Raw genomic sequence first — 15,660 nt, 5'->3', positions numbered from 1 at the left:
AAACTGCGCTGCAGCACCACGAGGATCACCACCGTCGTCCGCGCCATCGTCACTCTCGAACTCACCAGCTGATCAAGATGGAAACGGCTCACTGTCCCCGTGCCCGCAGGTATGGTCCCGCCTCCACGTCCGATGTCGCCGCCCTCGATATGTGCTTCCAGGCGGAGAATCGAATGAAATGCAACCTTCCGCCTGTCCACCACTTCGGCTGCAACGCCTCGGCTTCCTGCCGAGCCTCTCACTCGAGTCCCACCGAGCACGTATCTCAGCACGATCACGAAGGTCCTGAGTAGCCCTCCAAAATTCGCTCCCACTCTCCGATGAGGCCAATGCTAAGCAGTGAATCCATTTCACCGCGATCGATTCGCCCGACCAAAACCCCGGCGAGATAGACCGTAAAGGGAACTTCAATCTCAGCAGAGATGCGACACATCTCATGGATGACGAGTTTAACCTCTTCTAAATGTGCGCGATCGACCGTCTCATCAATCTCATCGCGCCATGGCGGCAAGGCCGTAAAGAGTGACAAAGTAAGGCCCACCGTCCTTCGGCCGTCGGCGTCTACCTCGTCGACGAATCCGGGAGGCCCGATGACCCACGATCGAGAATGAGCCAGACCCTCCACTACAGACAGAAGTAGGCCGACAGCCGAATCACTCGGGACTGCGTCTAGCGAAACCAGCAGCAGGTCAACGGGATGATCTTCACGCATGCTCACATCCACCTCACTATCCACAGGAGCCGGGCCCGCCCGGGTTGTATCGGAATCCAGCACGCCCGCTGGCTTTCCAGTCACCCCTCGGGTCTCTGATCGGCTCGGATCGCCGCCCCGCTCAGAATGGTCTTCACCGCAAGTACCGGGTTGAGAGGCTCCACGAGCTCCTTGGTGGCGACGGCCACAAGACGGGCGGGCGCATCACCCTCCAGCAACGCGCTCACGTATTCGAGGGCTTCCGCGGGCGCGAGCACAGGCAGCCTCTGGCGCAGTGTGCGCACAGCATGTATCCGTCCGCGCGTAGCGGCAACTCCGCGGAGCGCCTCGTGTAGATCGTCCACTGCGGTGCGCACCGGCAGCCCGCGGATCCGAGCCCGGTAGTCGGCCTCCCATTCTCCGGTTACCGCGGAGACGACGCCGATCTGGTGCAGCCCCCCGTCGACGCGGTCGACCAGATACGGCCCATTGCCAATGAGCGCGTGCTTCGAGTTCCGGGTGCGTACGAAGTCCTCGGACTGCCAGGAGATGATCCACGCCAGCTCGTGTTCCTCGACACGGACCACGGCCATTCTCATCGCGTCCGCGCTCGCGGCCCGCCACTGCTGATAGTCGCGCTTCAGCTGCTCTTCGACAGCTTGAACGGCGGCTTCTCGCTCGATCACGCGTGCAGCATCCCGTACCGGCCCTCTTGACGACCAGCGAATTCGCATGGTCCAGCGCCACGGACGAAGGGGCCTGACGGGCCTTCTTGCTCAGGCGAGTAGATCCTGAAGTCCCCTGTTCGCATCCGTTCTGGCCGCCGGTGCCGAGTACTTCCCGCTCTACCGCTCGGCGGTGCCGTCCGCACCATCAATTTCGTAGAGCCGCCCTTGAAGCCGATCGCCGGCCCAGCCCAGCTCGACACCCAGGTCAAACCAGTGCCGATCCTTGCGAACCCCGGGCGGTGAGAGGTTCACCGCCGCCCACGAGAACACCCCCGGAGGACGGAACGCCCGTGCTGTGTGGTGCGTACGGACAACGCAAACGGTGCGGCGAGTGCCGCGCGGGTCACCAGCATGACCTGTTCGGCCTCAGAATGTCGGCGCCCACCCGTGAGAAACCGAGGCGTCTCAAGGATCTTGACCCACTCGACCACTGCATCTGCTACCTGGGCGCGCAAGGACTCTTCGATGCCCTTCCGAACGGCGGTCGCGGGATCATCGCCGAGCCAGCCAAGCCAGTGATCAGGGTCAGTGAGCTTGCTGAAGTCGTCCTGCGGTACCCCGTGACGGGGATTCTCCTGGTACTCACCTGTCAGTTTCCCGCTGCTGTCCACCAACCACGCGCCGCGGATCGCCTCGGTCGGCACGTAGCCGTTCGGATCGTCGATATACGTCGAGTCGATCTCGGCGACGCTGCCACCGGGATTCTCCGCAGCCGCCGCCAGTAGTGCCGGCTCGTCCGGTATGCCCTCACGTCGGCTACGCCAGCCAAAACGCCCCACGTTCCCACCCCCACCGTTGCCTGCCCAGTTGATCGCGATTGTGCCGCACCGGTCAGGACCGCATGAGGGGGTGTGCGTGACGGCGACCGGTGGGGTGTCCGGTTTGCCGTCGCGTGTGAGGGTGTAGCGAACGCTGGTGTAGGGCGTGCCAGATGCGGCGCCGTAGGCGGTGTCGTTGGGCTGGGTGCCGGCGTACGTGAGGGTTTCTGCCGTGCGGCCGAGGGCGTCGGTGACCGAGCATGCTGGTCGTAGCCGGTCAGGAACGCGGTCAGCAGGTGGAAGGAGGTCTTGCCGACGAACATGCCGGGACGTTGGCACACGCTGGCGAAATACTCGCGTTCAGTCATCTGCGAGAGGGGCTTCATGCCTCCGCACCCTCCTCGTCACTGGCGCTGTCGTCCGGGACTGGACGAAGCCTGCTGCGGGCCGCTTCCAGACGTTCGGCATAGTCCGCCGCAAAGATCCCCGGCAGTGACTTGTCGAGCGTTCCGGCAATGCGGTGAAGGGGCGCCCAGACCGCGGTGTCGTCGACGAGACGGCTGAGGTCTGTCATCTGCACCTGCTCCAGCCAGTCTGACAGGACCAGCGCCTCATCCGGGCTGAGTCGGATGATGATCTCCTGATTCTCCACCGTTCGAACATAGTCCGTCGACCATGCATTGTCAGAGGTGCCTGGCACTGTTCTGCCGTGGACATTGATTCTTTCTGGGAGCTCATCGAGGAGTGCCGACGGCATGCGCCGGGGCCGGACGAACGGCTCGCTTGGCTCCGTGGCGAACTGTTGCGAAGGTCGCTGCCTGAGGTTGTGCAGTTCCAGGTGCGCTTGGACGGCGTGACGCACGAGGCGTTCACGTGGGATCTGTGGGCAGCGGCGGACCGGATCTTCGGTGGCTGGTGTTCGGATGACGGGTTCTGCTACTTCGGATTGTGGATGGTGGGTCTCGGCCGGGAGGCCTTCTCCCGGGCAGTGGCCGATCCCGATGCACTGGCCGATGCTCCGGAGGTCCAGCGCCTGGTGGGCCGCCCGCGGGAGATGTGGAACGACGACTGGCCGGGGTGGGAATCTCTCGACTACGTCGCCATGGAGGCGTACGGGGTTCTGACGGGTGTCGACGACGACTGCGGCGACGCGTTTTATAAGGCTGTCGAGGCCGAACAGCATGGTGGAGGCGCCAGTTCAGGGCCGCTTGGTGAGCGCTGGGACGTGCGACGCGAAGACGAGGCAGCACTCAAGTTGCCGAGACTGGGCGCGATGTTTCCTCTACGATCGCTCGCTAAATACTCCAGCTGTAGATCGTGATCTTCATGTCTCGGATGCGGCTTGTCGGTGGTGATGGCTGGCTCGTGATCGTGCCTGGTGGCGACGTCGCCAGGTGGACCAGGCGAGCCGGTGGGCCAGGCCGTGATCGGAGCGGACAGCAACAGTGATGAGCAGGCGCTGGATCTCGTTGCAGGTCAGGGGGATCAGGTCGTCCGGTGCGGGTCGGTGTGCGTGTTCGTCGGCGCGGACGATGGAGAGGAAGGCGTGGGCCAGCATGGCGAGGGTGACCCAGCGGGCCCAGGAGGGGTAGCGGCGCACCTGGTGCTCATCGAGTCCGGCGAGCCCCTTCTCGCTTTGGAATGTTTCCTCCACCCGCCATCTGGAACCTGCGACCGTGACCATGGTGGCCAGGGGTGCCGGCGTGGTGGAGTGGCAGCGGTAGTAGGCGAGTTCCCCGGTGGTGCGGTTGCGACGGATCAGAAGCTGGTGGTGGCCCGGTGCTGCTTCGGCAAGGTCGATGACGGCCCAGTCGTAGAATCGCTGTCCCTTCGCGCCAGGGCCGGCCGAGAGCTTCTGCCAGGCCCGCTGGGGCACCTTCCGCGCCAGGGCATCGGCGCGGAACTTGCCTGCGTCAGTGGGCAGTTCGGCCGAGCAGGCCACCGCGAGAACGTAGCCAACGCCGCGTTCTTCCAGAGCGGTCCGCAGTTTCGGGTTGCCGCCGTAGACCTCGTCCCCGGTGACCCAGCCGACGTGGTGTCCGGCATCCAGGAACCGTTCGATCATCGTGCGGGCCAGTTCCGGCTTGGTCGCGAAGGTGGTGTCCTCGCCGAGCCCTGCTGCCCGGCAGCGGTCCGGGTCGCAGGTCCAGGAGCGCGGGATGTACAGCTCCCGGTCGGCCGCTGCGTGTCCCCGCTTCGTGGCGTAGACGAGGTAGACCGCGACCTGGGAGTTCTCGATCCTTCCGGCCGTGCCGGTGTACTGGCGCTGGACACCGACGGTGTGGGTGCCCTTCTTCACGTCACCGGTTTCGTCGACGACCAGCACCGCGGCCTCGTCGCGGAGGTGTTCGACCACGTATTCGCGCACGTCACGGACAGCGTCGGCATCCCAGACGGCCCGGCACAGCAGGTGCTGCATGCCGTGCGGGCTGGCCTCCCCGGCCCACTCCGCGATCGACCAGCAGTTTTTGCGCGGCAGGTCCGACAGCAGCCCAAGCACCGGCCGCCCGGCCCAGCGCCGGGGCTCAACCCGCTTGAACCGGCCCGCGATCCGCCCCATCAGGCCCTCGAACGCCTCCCGCCAACGCGCGGGACCTATGCTGTGACCTGCGGCCACCGTCTCTTCGTAAGTCCACACAACTCACGATGATCAACGGTGGCCGCACCCATCTCCGCACCGGCCCAACCAGCGGACCACGGTTGGAGGTCTTCATTCTGATCCGGTGACGGATGCCAACGGAGCACGAAGAAGCGGACAGCAACGCTCTGCCACGATGGAGTGATGAGCCGACCCGACCTGCAGATCAACCTGGACGACGCCACCTGGCGCGGACTCCTCGCGCTCGCCGAGCTCTACCACACAACCCCGGAGCGCATGGTGAAGAGCTGGGCAGAAAGCGAAGTGACCTGTCGGCTCGGCCAGATGCTTGCCGAGATGCCCGCGGAACTCGTCGTCCCCAAGGTGGGCAGGTTCGTCGAGGTGCCAGCTCCAGAGCAGTACCGTTGTTGGACAATCAGCGACTATCGGCCGACCGATGCTAACGAATCGCTGACCGTCAGTTTGATGGTGACCTCGGGTGAGTTGCCGCCCGACTTCTACTTTGTCGCCCGAACCCTGCGACACTGGGCCGAGCTCGGCAGGCTGGCGCGCGACACTGCCGTGGACAAGCTTGCATTGCCCGCCGACACGGCCCTGGGCGGCCCGGAGGTGACCTTCGGCAGCGGCCGGTGCTGGACACTCCGCTTCGCCGACTGCGACGCCTCCGGCCTGACCGAACTCGGCGTGCTGGTGGAGTTCAACGGAACGAAGGTCACCGGCATCGACGATCTTACGGACGCCACGGAATGCTGACCGGCCCGTCAGCCCGCCGGAACGAGAGGGGTGAGATCGGGCTGCGACTGCGCCAAACCCGCTCTCCTCTGGCTGGTGCGCTGACCGTGTCCATCTCCGGTGGTTCTCGGCGAGGACCAGGCAGCAAGCCGCCCACCCATGAAGATCACGATCTACAGCTGGAATATTAAGCACCCTCTCAAGACGCAACCCGCCACCCCTTCAACACCTCGGTCTGGAGCATCCTGCACCGGCAACTCAGCAGCGTTCCCGCCCGCCGCACGGACACCGCTGCCCCACCTCGTGTCCACCGGCCACGAGGTGGGGCGGCGCCGATGGGCCGGGGCGCGCCTCCCCCCCGCCGCCGTCACCTTCGGCAGCTGAATCGCCGAACCTCTCTACAGGCCCCACGGCCACCAAGGCGGCCACACGTTCTATATCCGCAAGGCGGTGTGTTTCGAGCGCAACAAGTTCCGGTGAGCTACGCGCCGGTTTCCGGGTGCTCAGCCCAGTACTTGTTCAGTGCGGCCCACCATGCCGGGCGCTCCCGCACCAGGTGGAGCATCGCTGGTGAAGTACGCCGTAGAGACAGAGCGAAGTCGCGCCATCCTGCATAGAACTTGATATCGGGATTGGTCTCGGTAATCACGAGACCGTAGTCCACCACGTCGGCGAGCATGCCCGCGATGGTGAGAACACGGGCCCGCTGATACTCGTCATCAGGTAGCGAAACACTGCCGTAGAAGTGACCGTACAACCAGGGTCTTTGAGAAGTGATCTTGTGTCCGGGTTCGTCATGCCAGGCCGAGGGCGGTGAGGGGCCGGAGGTGGTTTCGGGCGGTGTGGCGGAGGGCGGCTGCGATGTTGGTGTGGCCGTCCTGGCGGTGGACGCCGATGGCCAGGTTGCGCAGGCCGGCCATGACGCGGGGTAGGTGGGGGTCTGTACGGTCTTCGGTGTAACTCCCGATCATGGAAGTAGCACCTGATGAGTGACGTGACTGTCTCTGCCGAGGCGGTTGAAGAGGTCCGCCCGGCCGAGTTGCCGACGGACCTGCTGGATGACCAGTTGATCGGGCAACTGGTCGACCGGGCCCGCGCGAGCGGCCTGCAGTTGACCGGCGATGGCGGGCTGCTGCAGCAGCTGACCAAGCGCGTGCTGGAGTCCGCCCTCGAAGGCGAAATCACCGACCACCTCGGCTACGAGAAGCACGATCCGGCCGGTGCCGGCAGCGGCAACAGCCGCAACGGGGCCCGGTCCAAGACCGTGCTGACCGACGTCGGCCCGGTTCAGATCACGGTCCCGCGTGATCGCGACGGCAGCTTCGAGCCGCAGATCGTCAAGAAGCGCCAGCGGCGCCTGACCGGCGTCGAGAGATGGTCCTGTCGCTGTCCGCACGCGGTCTGACGCACGGCGACATCTCCGCGCACTTGGCAGAGGTCTACGGCGCGAGCGTGTCCAAGCAGACCGTCTCGACCATCACCGACAAGGTCATGGACGGGATGGCCGAGTGGCAGAACCGGCCGCTGGACCCGGTCTATCCGGTGATCTTCATCGACTGCGTGCACGTGAAGGTGCGCGACGGGCAGGTCGCGAACCGGCCCATCTACGTCGCCCTGGCGGTCACGGTGGACGGCACCCGCGACATCCTCGGCCTGTGGGCCGGCGACGGCGGCGAGGGCGCCAAGTACTGGCTCCAGGTCCTGACCGAGATCAAGAACCGCGGAGTCGAGGACGTCTGCATGATCGTCTGTGACGGGCTCAAGGGCCTGCCCGACTCCATCTCGGCGGTCTGGCCCCAGGCGGTCACGCAGACCTGTGTCGTCCACCTGATCCGGGCGTCGTTCCGCTACGCGGGCCGCCAGGACTGGGACAAGATCTCCCGCGCGCTGAAGCCTGTCTACACGGCTCCGACCGCAAGTGCGGCGGAGGACCGGTTCCTGGAGTTCCAGGAGGAGTGGGGCGCCAAGTATCCCGCGATCGTGCGGCTTTGGGAGAACGCCTGGGCCGAGTTCGTGCCCTTCCTCCAGTTCGACGCCGAGATCCGGCGCGTCGTCTGCACCACCAACGCCATCGAGTCGGTCAACGCCCGCATACGGAAAGCCGTTCGGGCCCGCGGGCACTTCCCGAACGAAGCCGCAGCCCTCAAATGCGTCTACATGGCCGTCATGAGCCTCGACCCCACCGGCCAGGGACGCAAACGCTGGACCCTGCGTTGGAAGCCCGCCCTGCAGGCTTTCGACATCGCCTTCGACGGCCGACTCTCCGTCGGCCGCCGCTAAATCACAGCACCCGAGTTACACCGTTGGCTGGACAGACCCTACCCGATCAGCAGGGGCACAGGCCGTGGCGCTGTGGCCGACCCGCAGCATCAGTATCGGACTACGTAGTTCCACCGATGCTGGTCACGCCGCTATGGCTCATGCTGGTAAGCATCCAAATTTCCGTGATCCTCGTCATTGATCGGCAGCCGCGCATGTGAGAAACGAAGATTCCAGGTCCCAGCCCACTTACGTGTGGGAGTCCGCCAGGGTTGGATCCCTCGGTGGACCGCTGCTCGTCTGCGAGGTCGACTCCTTCTCGGACTGGGGCGGTGCAGTGCACAGCCCCGACTACGAACTGGATCCTGCCTGCGACTACGCCCGCGCCTGGTCGACGGTCCACCCGGACGACGATGATCTCGAAGCCGCGTTCGTGTGTTTCGGTGAACACGGGGAATACGCTGGCCTCATCTGGGAAATGGACCGCGAGGGCAGCGCGGAGATTGCCTACGCCCGGTACCGCAATGTTCCCGCCGGCGAGGACGACAACTTTCTGATCATGCGCTCATGGATCCCCGACGGCAGGACGGACGCGCCGCGTCGGCGTGCCGCCGGGGCGACTGCGACCGAAGAACAGGAAATAGGAAAGCTGGAGCTCCTCAACGGCCGGGTCGTTGTCGTCTGGGCAGCAGTGAATGCTCATGAGACCGGCTCGTACGCCACGCCGCAGGAAAGAGTCGCGTCGCTCAAGGCCCTGGCGCGGCTGAACTCCCCTGTCCAGCTCAACCTGGACGGCCAACCGGGTCTCGGTACGGTGCTGTGGGTCAAGCCGGGCACGTATCGCGTCACCTGCGGATGGCACGAAGGAACTCGGGGACAGTACATGCCCGAGGAAGAGATGTACGGACCAGCACAGTCATACGCGGATGACGACTGGAGCTGTCGCTGGGTTCGCTTCACCCGGTCCGACGACTCCGTTGAGGCGTGAGTGCCTGCCCCTGGGGCCGACATGACATGTTGGTGGTTGTGACGGGTCTGCGAACGGCTCGTTGGGCTTGTTCAGCAGGTGAACCTTGGCGGGAATCACGGGAGTTACACCACTCACCGTACAGACCCGAACGACACGCGGGCGCAGGCGGCAGCAGCGCCGTCTGCGCCCGCCGTGAGGCCGTTCTCGTGCACAGGTGCGTACCGGCCTGCCACCTGCAAGAGACGCTCGTACCACACTGCGCCAAACCACCACGTACACGACGCTCACCGGTGATCTGAGGCCCGGCTGAGTCCCAGTCTGCGGCTCCCGGCTGCGCCCCTCTCCCTTTGAGCCGTCACGCCCCGAAAGGCAAGCCCTCGTGCCAGGTCCGCCGACATCGTCGCTCACACGGACCCGAACCCGCCCCCGCGCGCGCCGCTCTTCGACCCCGCACCTTTTCGCCACAGAGCGAGATTCAGCCACAAAGAACCCGTTGCAAAGGATTCCTTGCAACTACTCCTTTGCATCGCTACGTTGGACCCATGGAAGAGCCCCCGGACGCACAGATCCGCAGTCTTGACGCCCGCTCACTGCGCGGGCTGGCCCACCCGCTGCGCATGCAGTTGCTGGACGCCCTGCGCTTCGGCGGACCGGCCACAGCCTCCCAACTCGCGGGAAAGCTGAACGAGTCGAGCGGTGCCACCAGCTACCACTTGCGCCAACTCGCCGCTCACGGCTTCATCGAGGACGCCCCGGAGCACGGCAAGGGGCGGGAGCGGTGGTGGAAGGCGGTCCACCGGGGGCTGCGTTTCGACGACTCCGTGCTCACCGGCGCCGGCCCGGATCTGCGCGGTGCCGCCGAGCTGTACTTGCACGAGGTGGCGAACACCCAGACCAGGGATCTGTCGACCTGGCTCGGCGACCGCACCACCTGGCCCGACGAGTGGAACCTCGCCTGGGACATGAGCAGCGCCACGTTGCGGCTCACACCCGAACTCACCCGGGAGCTCATCGAGAAGATGCACGCGCTCGTCGACGAGTACCGGAACCAGGTCAGCGACGAGTCCGACGCCGACAGCGCCCGAGTGCGCATCCACACCCACGCGTTCCCCATCACCACGGAATGAGAGGCGATTGCTGATGCATCCCGAGACCGACCTCGCCCTGCACCATCTCCGCGCCGCCGACCTCCGCACCGAGGCAGACGCGTACCGCCTGGCCGTCTCGGCCCGGGTCCCCCGCGCCCTGCGTTCCCGCCTCGGGTGGACCCTCGTCGAGGTCGGCCTGCGCCTTGCCTCCCCTTCCCCGTCCGCCGCCAGGGCCGCGATCGCCCTCCCCTAGGGCAACAGTCCCGGCCCGAGCAAGGCCGCGACGCGGCCGAGTGGGTCGGCATCAAGCAGTTCATGGTGGCCGCATCCGATGTCGTGCGAGGCGACCGCTGCGGTGCAGTACGGCTGCCAGGCCGCGGGATCCGCCCCGCCGTCCGCTTCCCCCGCGGCACGGAAGAACGTGACCGCGGTGTCGCCCCCGAGTACGGGTGGCCGGCCGTCCCGCAGGAACTCCAGCGCGGATGCGGCCGCCGCGCGCACACCGGTGACGACGGTGTCGCCGAGGACGGCCAGGAAGGCGGGAGGCTCCCCTGCGGCGGAGAAGCCCAGGGTCCGCAGGACTTCGTTCTCTTCCTCGCCGGGTGGCTCCCCAGCAGCCGTCGGCAGGTGGGTGTCCAGGAGGGCGAGGAGTTCCACCCGTTCGCCTTCCTCGGTCAGCCGGGCGGCGATCGCGTGGGCGAGCTGCCCGCCCAGGGACCAGCCCAGGAGCCGGTAGGGACCGTGTCGCTGGACGGAGCGGATCGACTCCACATGCCTGCGCACCACTTCGTCCGGTTTGAAGGGCGCCTGGCCCGGCTCCGTGAGGTCGGCCGCCTGGAGGCCGTACACCGGTAGGCCGGGGTCGAGGTGCGGGAGCAGGCGGGCGTAGGGCCAGGCGAGGCCGCTCACCGCGTGGACGCAGAACAGCGGCCGCCGGTCCGCCCCCTCGCGCAGTGGCAGGAGCGGGCCGAGACCGGCGGCCGGATGGTCGTCGCCGAGCCGTCGGGCCAGGGCTGTCACGGACGGTGCCTCGAACAGCGCGCGGACGGACAGCACCGCTCCCGTCACCGCCCGGATCCTGCCGATCAGCCGGGTCGCGAGCAGGGAGTCCCCGCCGAGGTCGAAGAAGGACGCCCCGGCGTCCGGCGCCGGCCCGCCGAGGATCTCCGCGAAGAGCCGGCTCAGCATCTCCTCGCACGGGTCGAGCGGCACCGCCGTGGCCCGGGGCGGGGGCGGTGGGGCGGGCAGGGCGGCACGGTCGAGCTTGCCGCTCGGTGTCAGCGGCATCCGCTCGATCTGTACGTAGTCGGAGGGCACGAGAAAGTCGGGCAGCAGGGCGCGTGCGTGGCGCCGCAAATCCTTTTGGTCCAGGGTGAGTTCGGGGCTTACGGCGACGACGTGGGCGACCAGCCCGCGGCCCCCGGCGCGGTCGTCGCACGGCGTGACGACGGCCTGTGCCACCAGGGGATGACGCAGCAGAGCGGCCTCCGCGTCGGCGGGCTCCACCCGGTGTCCCCGGATCTTCACCTGGTCGTCCAGACGCCCCAGGAACTCGATCGCGCCGTCCGCCCGGTACCGCACCCGGTCGCCGGTGCGGTACATGCGCTCACCCGGCTCACCGAACGGGCAGGCCACGAAGCGCTCCGCGGTCCAGCCCGGCCGGCGCAGATAGCCCCGGGCCACGCCGGCGCCGGCCAGGTGGAGTTCGCCGGGCACCCCGACGGGCACCGGGTTCAGCCGCTCGTCCAGCACATAGGCCCTGGTGTTGCGGATGGGTCGGCCGACCGGAGGTTCACCCTCGGCGCTCCCGTCGTCGGCCTGCCACGTCAGAGCGAAGACGGTTGTCTCGGTGGGGCCGTACACATTGGTCACCGTGCAGCCGGGTATGCGGTGGTGGATGTCCCGCAGGAGGGCGCCGGGCAGTGGTTCGCCCCCCAAGTGGACTCGTTGCACGGCGAGTTCGCCGGTCAGGGCGGGCAGGATGCTCGCCAGGGCGGAGGGGACCGTGGTCAGGAGGCTGCCGTGCCAGCCGTCGCGTTCGACGAGTGCCAGGAGGTCGTCGACCAGTTCCACGCAACCGCCCAGCGCGAGGGGCAGGACGGTGTCCTCGATGTGCGCGTCGAAGGCGAAGGAGATCGACCCGAGGACCCGGGCGACCGAGTCGGCGCCGAACTCGGCCTCGTAAGCGCCGATCAGATTCACGACACCGGCGTGCTCGACGACCACGCCCTTGGGTGTGCCGGTGGTGCCCGAGGTGTGGATGACGTAGGCCGCGTGGTGCGGGAAGATCGGCCCGCCCCGCTCGTGGTCGGTGATCCGGGCTCGGTCGCGTGCGGCGAGGCCGCGGGCGGTGGACGGGTCGTCGACGACGACCAATGGGGCGCCGGGCGGCAGCAGGGACCGTACGGCGTCGGAGGTCACGATGAGGCGAGGCCGCGCCCCGGCGAGCACCAGGGCCAGCCGGTCGGCGGGCTGGCGGGGGTCGAGGGGCAGGTAGGCGGCCCCGGTCTTGAGTACGGCGAACAGGGCGACCAGGGCGTCGGGGGTGCGCGGCAGGAGCAGCGCGACAGTCGTCTCGGGGCCCGCCCCCGCATCGAGTAGGAGGCGCGCCAACTGGTTCGCGCGGACGTCGAGTTCGGCGTACGTCGTCGTGTGTCCCGCGTGAACGACCGCCGGGGCCTGCGGGTGCCGGTCGGCCTGGGCCTCGATCAGCGCGGGCAGCGCGGTCGCGGGGGCGGGGGCGGCGGTGTCGTTCCATTCGACGAGGAGCCTTCGGCGCTCGTCCTCGGGGAGGAACGCATGGTCAGCGAGGTCCGCGGCGTCGCGGTGCGGGTCGTGCGCGATGCCCGCGAGGAGTCGCACGAACCAGTCCGCGATCCGCTCGGCTTGGTCGCGGGTGACGTGGGCCGGCTGGAACTCCAGCCGCACGCCGAGGGTGTCGCCGGGCGTGCAGACGACGGACAGCGGGTAGTGAGTGGCGTCGAATCCGTCCGCGACGGTGCAGCGCACACCGGCGTCGAGTGCCGCGTCATGGCCCTGGCCACCCGCCGGATAGTTCTCGAAGGCCATCGTGGTGTCGAAGAGTGCCTGGAAGCCAGTGAGTTGGTGGATGTCGGAGAGTCCGAGGTGATGGTGCTCCATGAGGTCGATCTGATCGTCCTGGACCCGTTCCAGCAGCTCCGTCAGCGACTCCCCGGCGCGCACGACGACTCTGGCGGGCAGGGTGTTCACGAGCAGCCCGACGAGGTTCTCCACGCCTTCCACGTCCGCCGTCCGGCCGGAGACGGTCATGCCGAACAGCACGTCGTCCCGGCCGGTCAGCCGGCGCAGGACGAGGCCCCAGGCCACCAGCACCACGGTGTTGAGGGTGACGCCGCAGTCGCGTGCGACAGCGGTGAGTGCGGCGGACACGGTGGGGGGCAGGGTGCGCGGGACGCGCTCGGGGACCGTCGCGGCCCGTCCGGCCGCCTCCGGCACGACCAGCGTCGGCCCGTCGACGCCCGCCAGAGCGTCGCTCCACGCCTCCCGGGCCTCGTCGAGCCCGGTGTCGGCGAGCCAGTCCAAGTAGGAGGTGTAGGACGGCGCCGGCGGCAGCTGCTCGAAGGCGGCCTCCCCGTGCCCGTACAGCCGCCACAGTTCGTCGACGGCGAGGGAGGTGGACCAGCCGTCGAGGACCAGGTGATGGCTCGTCAGCGCGAACTGCCAGCGACGGTCGTCGAGGCGGAGCAGCAGGAAGCGGATCAGGGGTGGGCGGGCGAGGTCGAAGCGGCGGGCGCGCTCCTCGCGGGCGGCGTCCGCGGCCGCGTCGGTCCTCGCGTCGGACGGCAGTCCGGTCAGGTCGTACAGCCGCCAGTCCAGGGGCGGATCAGGGCTGATGAACTGCACCGGCTCCCCTGACGGCGCTGCCCGGAACCCGGCGCGCAGTCCGTCGTGACGGCGCTGCAGCGCACGGCAGGCCTCGCGCAGTCGCACGGCGTCGAGTTGCCCGGTGACTTCGAGGGTGAGCTGGGTGGTGTAGATGTCCTGCCCGTCCGCGTCGTATGCGGTGTGGAAGTACAGGCCGCGCTGGAGCGGCGCCAGCGGGAGGGCGTCCTGGGTGCCGGTGGCGAAGTGCCCGCTCATGCCGTCTCCTCCAGGTCTCGCAGGGCGGCGAACCACGCGTCGGCGAGTTCCTCTACCTGCTCCCCGGTCAACAGGCGAGACGGGAAGGTCCAGGTCACATGGAGTTCGGGACCGGCGCTGCCGTCGAGCACCGCGCCGGACACCTCCAGCAGGTGCGTGAGAGGCATCTCGGCGTCGCCACCCCCGGCGAGGGCGGGGATGTCGGCGGCCAGGGTCCAGTCCGCGTCGGGCGAACGCTCGAAGCGGCCCAGGTAGTTGAAGATGACCTGGGGGCGGGGCAGCCGCGCCAGAGCGGGCGCGGCCTCGGCGTGGAGATGACGCAGGATGCCGTAGCCGAGGCCCTTGTCGGGCATCGCGTCGAGCCTGCGCTGTACGGCGCCGGGGGCGTCGTCCGGCTCCAGCCGCACGGGGAAGAGGCTGGTGAACCAGCCCACCGTGTGCGACAGATCGAGGTCCTCGGTGATCTCCTCACGGCCATGCCCTTCGACGTCGACCAGGAAGGGGGCCTCGGCCGCAGTCGCCGGATCGTCCCCGAAGTGTGCCGTGCGCCAGGCGCGCAGGGCCCGGCCGAGGGCGCTGAGCAGCACCGAGTTGACGCCGGTGCCCAGCGTGGCGGGGGCCGCGGTGAGCACGGCGGCCGTGCTGTCGGCGGGCAGGACCCGGGTGACGGTGGCGCGGCTGCGCATCACGTCCCGTGCCGGGTCGAGCGTGGCGGAGCGCAGGATGTCGTCGGCGTCTTGGGCGGCGCCGGTCCACAAGGGCAGTTCGGCGGTCCGCCGGGGGGCCTGCTCCCGGAGCAGGGCCCCCCACCGGGCATAGGAGATGCCGGTGGGCTCGTCGAGGGGGGTGCCGGTGGCGAGGGCCCGCAGGTCGTGCAGCAGGACGCGCCAGGAGACACCGTCCACGACGAGGTGGTTGACGACGAGGAGGAGGTGGCCGGTCCGCGTGTCCCCGGCGTCGAACCAGACGGCTTCGAGCATGTGCCCGCTGCCGGGGGCCAGGCGCCCCGCGGCCTCCTTGGCGGCACGGGCCACGGCGGCCTCGCGCTGGTCGGCGCCGAGGTCTCGCACGTCGATGCGCCGGACGTGCTCGCTGCCCCGTACGGTCCCGCGGGGCAGGACGTCGAGTGTCCACTCCGGTGTGCGTCCGAGACGGATGCGGAGTGAGTCGTGGCGGTCGAGCAGGGACTGTACGAGCCCGGCGACGAAGGGCAGGTCCAGGGCCGCGGGGACGCGCACCAGCACGGACTGGTGGAAGGCGTCGACCGGGCCGCCCCGGTCGCGCTGCCACTGGATGATCGGTGTGAGGGGTACGGAGGCGGGGGACGTGGCGGTGTCGGGCCGGTGGGCGCCGCCACGCGCTCGCGGTGCCGTCTCGGGCGCCGGGGGTGCGGAGGTGCGGGGAGCGCGTGCGCGGGTGTGCGGGGCGATTCCGGCGACGGTCTTGTGCCGGAAGACGTCCCTGGCGGAGACCGTGAGGCCTCGTTTACGGGCTCCGGCGACCAGCCGGATGGAGAGGATGCTGTCCCCGCCCAGGTCGAAGAAGGAGTCGTCCAGCCCCACCTCGGGCACGCCAAGGATCTGTGCGAAGAGCTCGCGGAGCACGCCTTCGGTCCCGGTGGTGGGTTCGCGGCGGGTGGTGTCGGCCGGCCTGGCCTGGGGTGCGGGCAGGGCGGCACGGTCCAGCTTGCCGTTCGGCGTCAGCGGCAGACCG

The 15,660-nt window shown here is 68.4% G+C and carries 15 protein-coding genes and 1 pseudogene; 6 read left to right on the top strand and 10 right to left on the bottom strand.

Annotation, left to right across the window (positions count from 1 at the left end; all coding sequences use genetic code 11):
• The 5 genes from ABT296_RS37370 to ABT296_RS37350 all read right to left on the bottom strand — a co-directional run.
• A partial coding sequence (locus tag ABT296_RS37370) for a hypothetical protein (protein ID WP_351934410.1) occupies positions 1–278 on the bottom strand: 278 nt, incomplete at its 3' end.
• A complete protein-coding gene (locus ABT296_RS37365) occupies positions 275–712 on the bottom strand; it encodes a hypothetical protein (RefSeq protein WP_351934408.1) in 438 nt (145 codons plus the stop codon). The genes ABT296_RS37370 and ABT296_RS37365, both read right to left, overlap by 4 nt.
• Before the next feature lie 80 nt (positions 713–792).
• Positions 793–1,377, bottom strand: a complete 585-nt coding sequence (locus ABT296_RS37360) for a YrhB domain-containing protein (RefSeq protein ID WP_351934406.1) — start codon at positions 1,375–1,377, stop codon at positions 793–795.
• 290 nt (positions 1,378–1,667) lie between these two features.
• Positions 1,668–2,198: a hypothetical protein gene (locus tag ABT296_RS37355; RefSeq protein WP_351934404.1), complete on the bottom strand. Its 531-nt coding sequence runs from the start codon at positions 2,196–2,198 to the stop codon at positions 1,668–1,670.
• 361 nt (positions 2,199–2,559) lie between these two features.
• On the bottom strand, positions 2,560–2,829 hold the full coding sequence (locus ABT296_RS37350) for a hypothetical protein (protein ID WP_351934402.1): 270 nt from the start codon (positions 2,827–2,829) through the stop codon (positions 2,560–2,562).
• A gap of 57 nt (positions 2,830–2,886) precedes the next feature.
• Between ABT296_RS37350 and ABT296_RS37345 the strand changes: the two genes are divergently transcribed.
• Complete coding sequence (locus tag ABT296_RS37345) at positions 2,887–3,498, top strand: DUF4240 domain-containing protein (RefSeq protein ID WP_351934400.1); 612 nt, start codon at positions 2,887–2,889, stop codon at positions 3,496–3,498.
• 3 nt (positions 3,499–3,501) lie between these two features.
• Here ABT296_RS37345 and ABT296_RS37340 read toward each other — a convergent pair whose 3' ends face one another.
• The gene (locus ABT296_RS37340; protein ID WP_351934412.1) at positions 3,502–4,737 is read right to left on the bottom strand and encodes an IS701 family transposase; all 1,236 of its coding nucleotides are present in this window, start codon (positions 4,735–4,737) and stop codon (positions 3,502–3,504) included.
• 222 nt (positions 4,738–4,959) lie between these two features.
• On the opposite strand from ABT296_RS37340, the gene ABT296_RS37335 reads away from it, so the two are divergent.
• The gene (locus tag ABT296_RS37335) at positions 4,960–5,529 is read left to right on the top strand and encodes a hypothetical protein (RefSeq protein WP_351934398.1); all 570 of its coding nucleotides are present in this window, start codon (positions 4,960–4,962) and stop codon (positions 5,527–5,529) included.
• A 460-nt stretch (positions 5,530–5,989) separates the two neighbouring features.
• Here ABT296_RS37335 and ABT296_RS37330 read toward each other — a convergent pair whose 3' ends face one another.
• Entirely contained in the window at positions 5,990–6,187 is a 198-nt protein-coding gene (locus ABT296_RS37330; protein ID WP_351934396.1) for a hypothetical protein, read from the bottom strand.
• Between the two features lie 115 nt (positions 6,188–6,302).
• Positions 6,303–6,479 (bottom strand): hypothetical protein, encoded by a 177-nt coding sequence (locus tag ABT296_RS37325; RefSeq protein WP_351934394.1) that lies wholly within the window; start codon positions 6,477–6,479, stop codon positions 6,303–6,305.
• A gap of 23 nt (positions 6,480–6,502) precedes the next feature.
• On the opposite strand from ABT296_RS37325, the pseudogene ABT296_RS37320 reads away from it, so the two are divergent.
• The 4 genes and pseudogenes from ABT296_RS37320 (at position 6,503) to ABT296_RS37305 (ending at position 10,078) form a co-directional block, all read left to right on the top strand.
• A pseudogene (locus tag ABT296_RS37320) lies at positions 6,503–7,788 on the top strand (IS256 family transposase).
• 316 nt (positions 7,789–8,104) lie between these two features.
• Positions 8,105–8,755, top strand: coding sequence for a hypothetical protein (locus ABT296_RS37315; RefSeq protein WP_351934392.1), 651 nt, complete (start codon positions 8,105–8,107; stop codon positions 8,753–8,755).
• A 524-nt stretch (positions 8,756–9,279) separates the two neighbouring features.
• On the top strand, positions 9,280–9,864 hold the full coding sequence (locus tag ABT296_RS37310) for a helix-turn-helix domain-containing protein (RefSeq protein ID WP_351934390.1): 585 nt from the start codon (positions 9,280–9,282) through the stop codon (positions 9,862–9,864).
• A 13-nt stretch (positions 9,865–9,877) separates the two neighbouring features.
• On the top strand, positions 9,878–10,078 hold the full coding sequence (locus tag ABT296_RS37305) for a hypothetical protein (RefSeq protein ID WP_351934388.1): 201 nt from the start codon (positions 9,878–9,880) through the stop codon (positions 10,076–10,078).
• Here the strand turns inward: ABT296_RS37305 and ABT296_RS37300 are convergent.
• Positions 10,075–13,947: a non-ribosomal peptide synthetase gene (locus ABT296_RS37300; RefSeq protein WP_351934386.1), complete on the bottom strand. Its 3,873-nt coding sequence runs from the start codon at positions 13,945–13,947 to the stop codon at positions 10,075–10,077. The two genes, ABT296_RS37305 and ABT296_RS37300, sit on opposite strands and share 4 nt — an antisense overlap.
• A partial coding sequence (locus ABT296_RS37295; RefSeq protein WP_351934384.1) for a condensation domain-containing protein occupies positions 13,944–15,660 on the bottom strand: 1,717 nt, incomplete at its 5' end. The genes ABT296_RS37300 and ABT296_RS37295, both read right to left, overlap by 4 nt.

Origin of the sequence: Streptomyces sp. NPDC000983, from assembly GCF_040299205.1 — a bacterium.
GTDB lineage: Bacteria > Actinomycetota > Actinomycetes > Streptomycetales > Streptomycetaceae > Streptomyces.
Note: the sequence above shows the minus strand (reverse complement) of the source record. Positions and strands in the feature narration are given on the sequence as shown.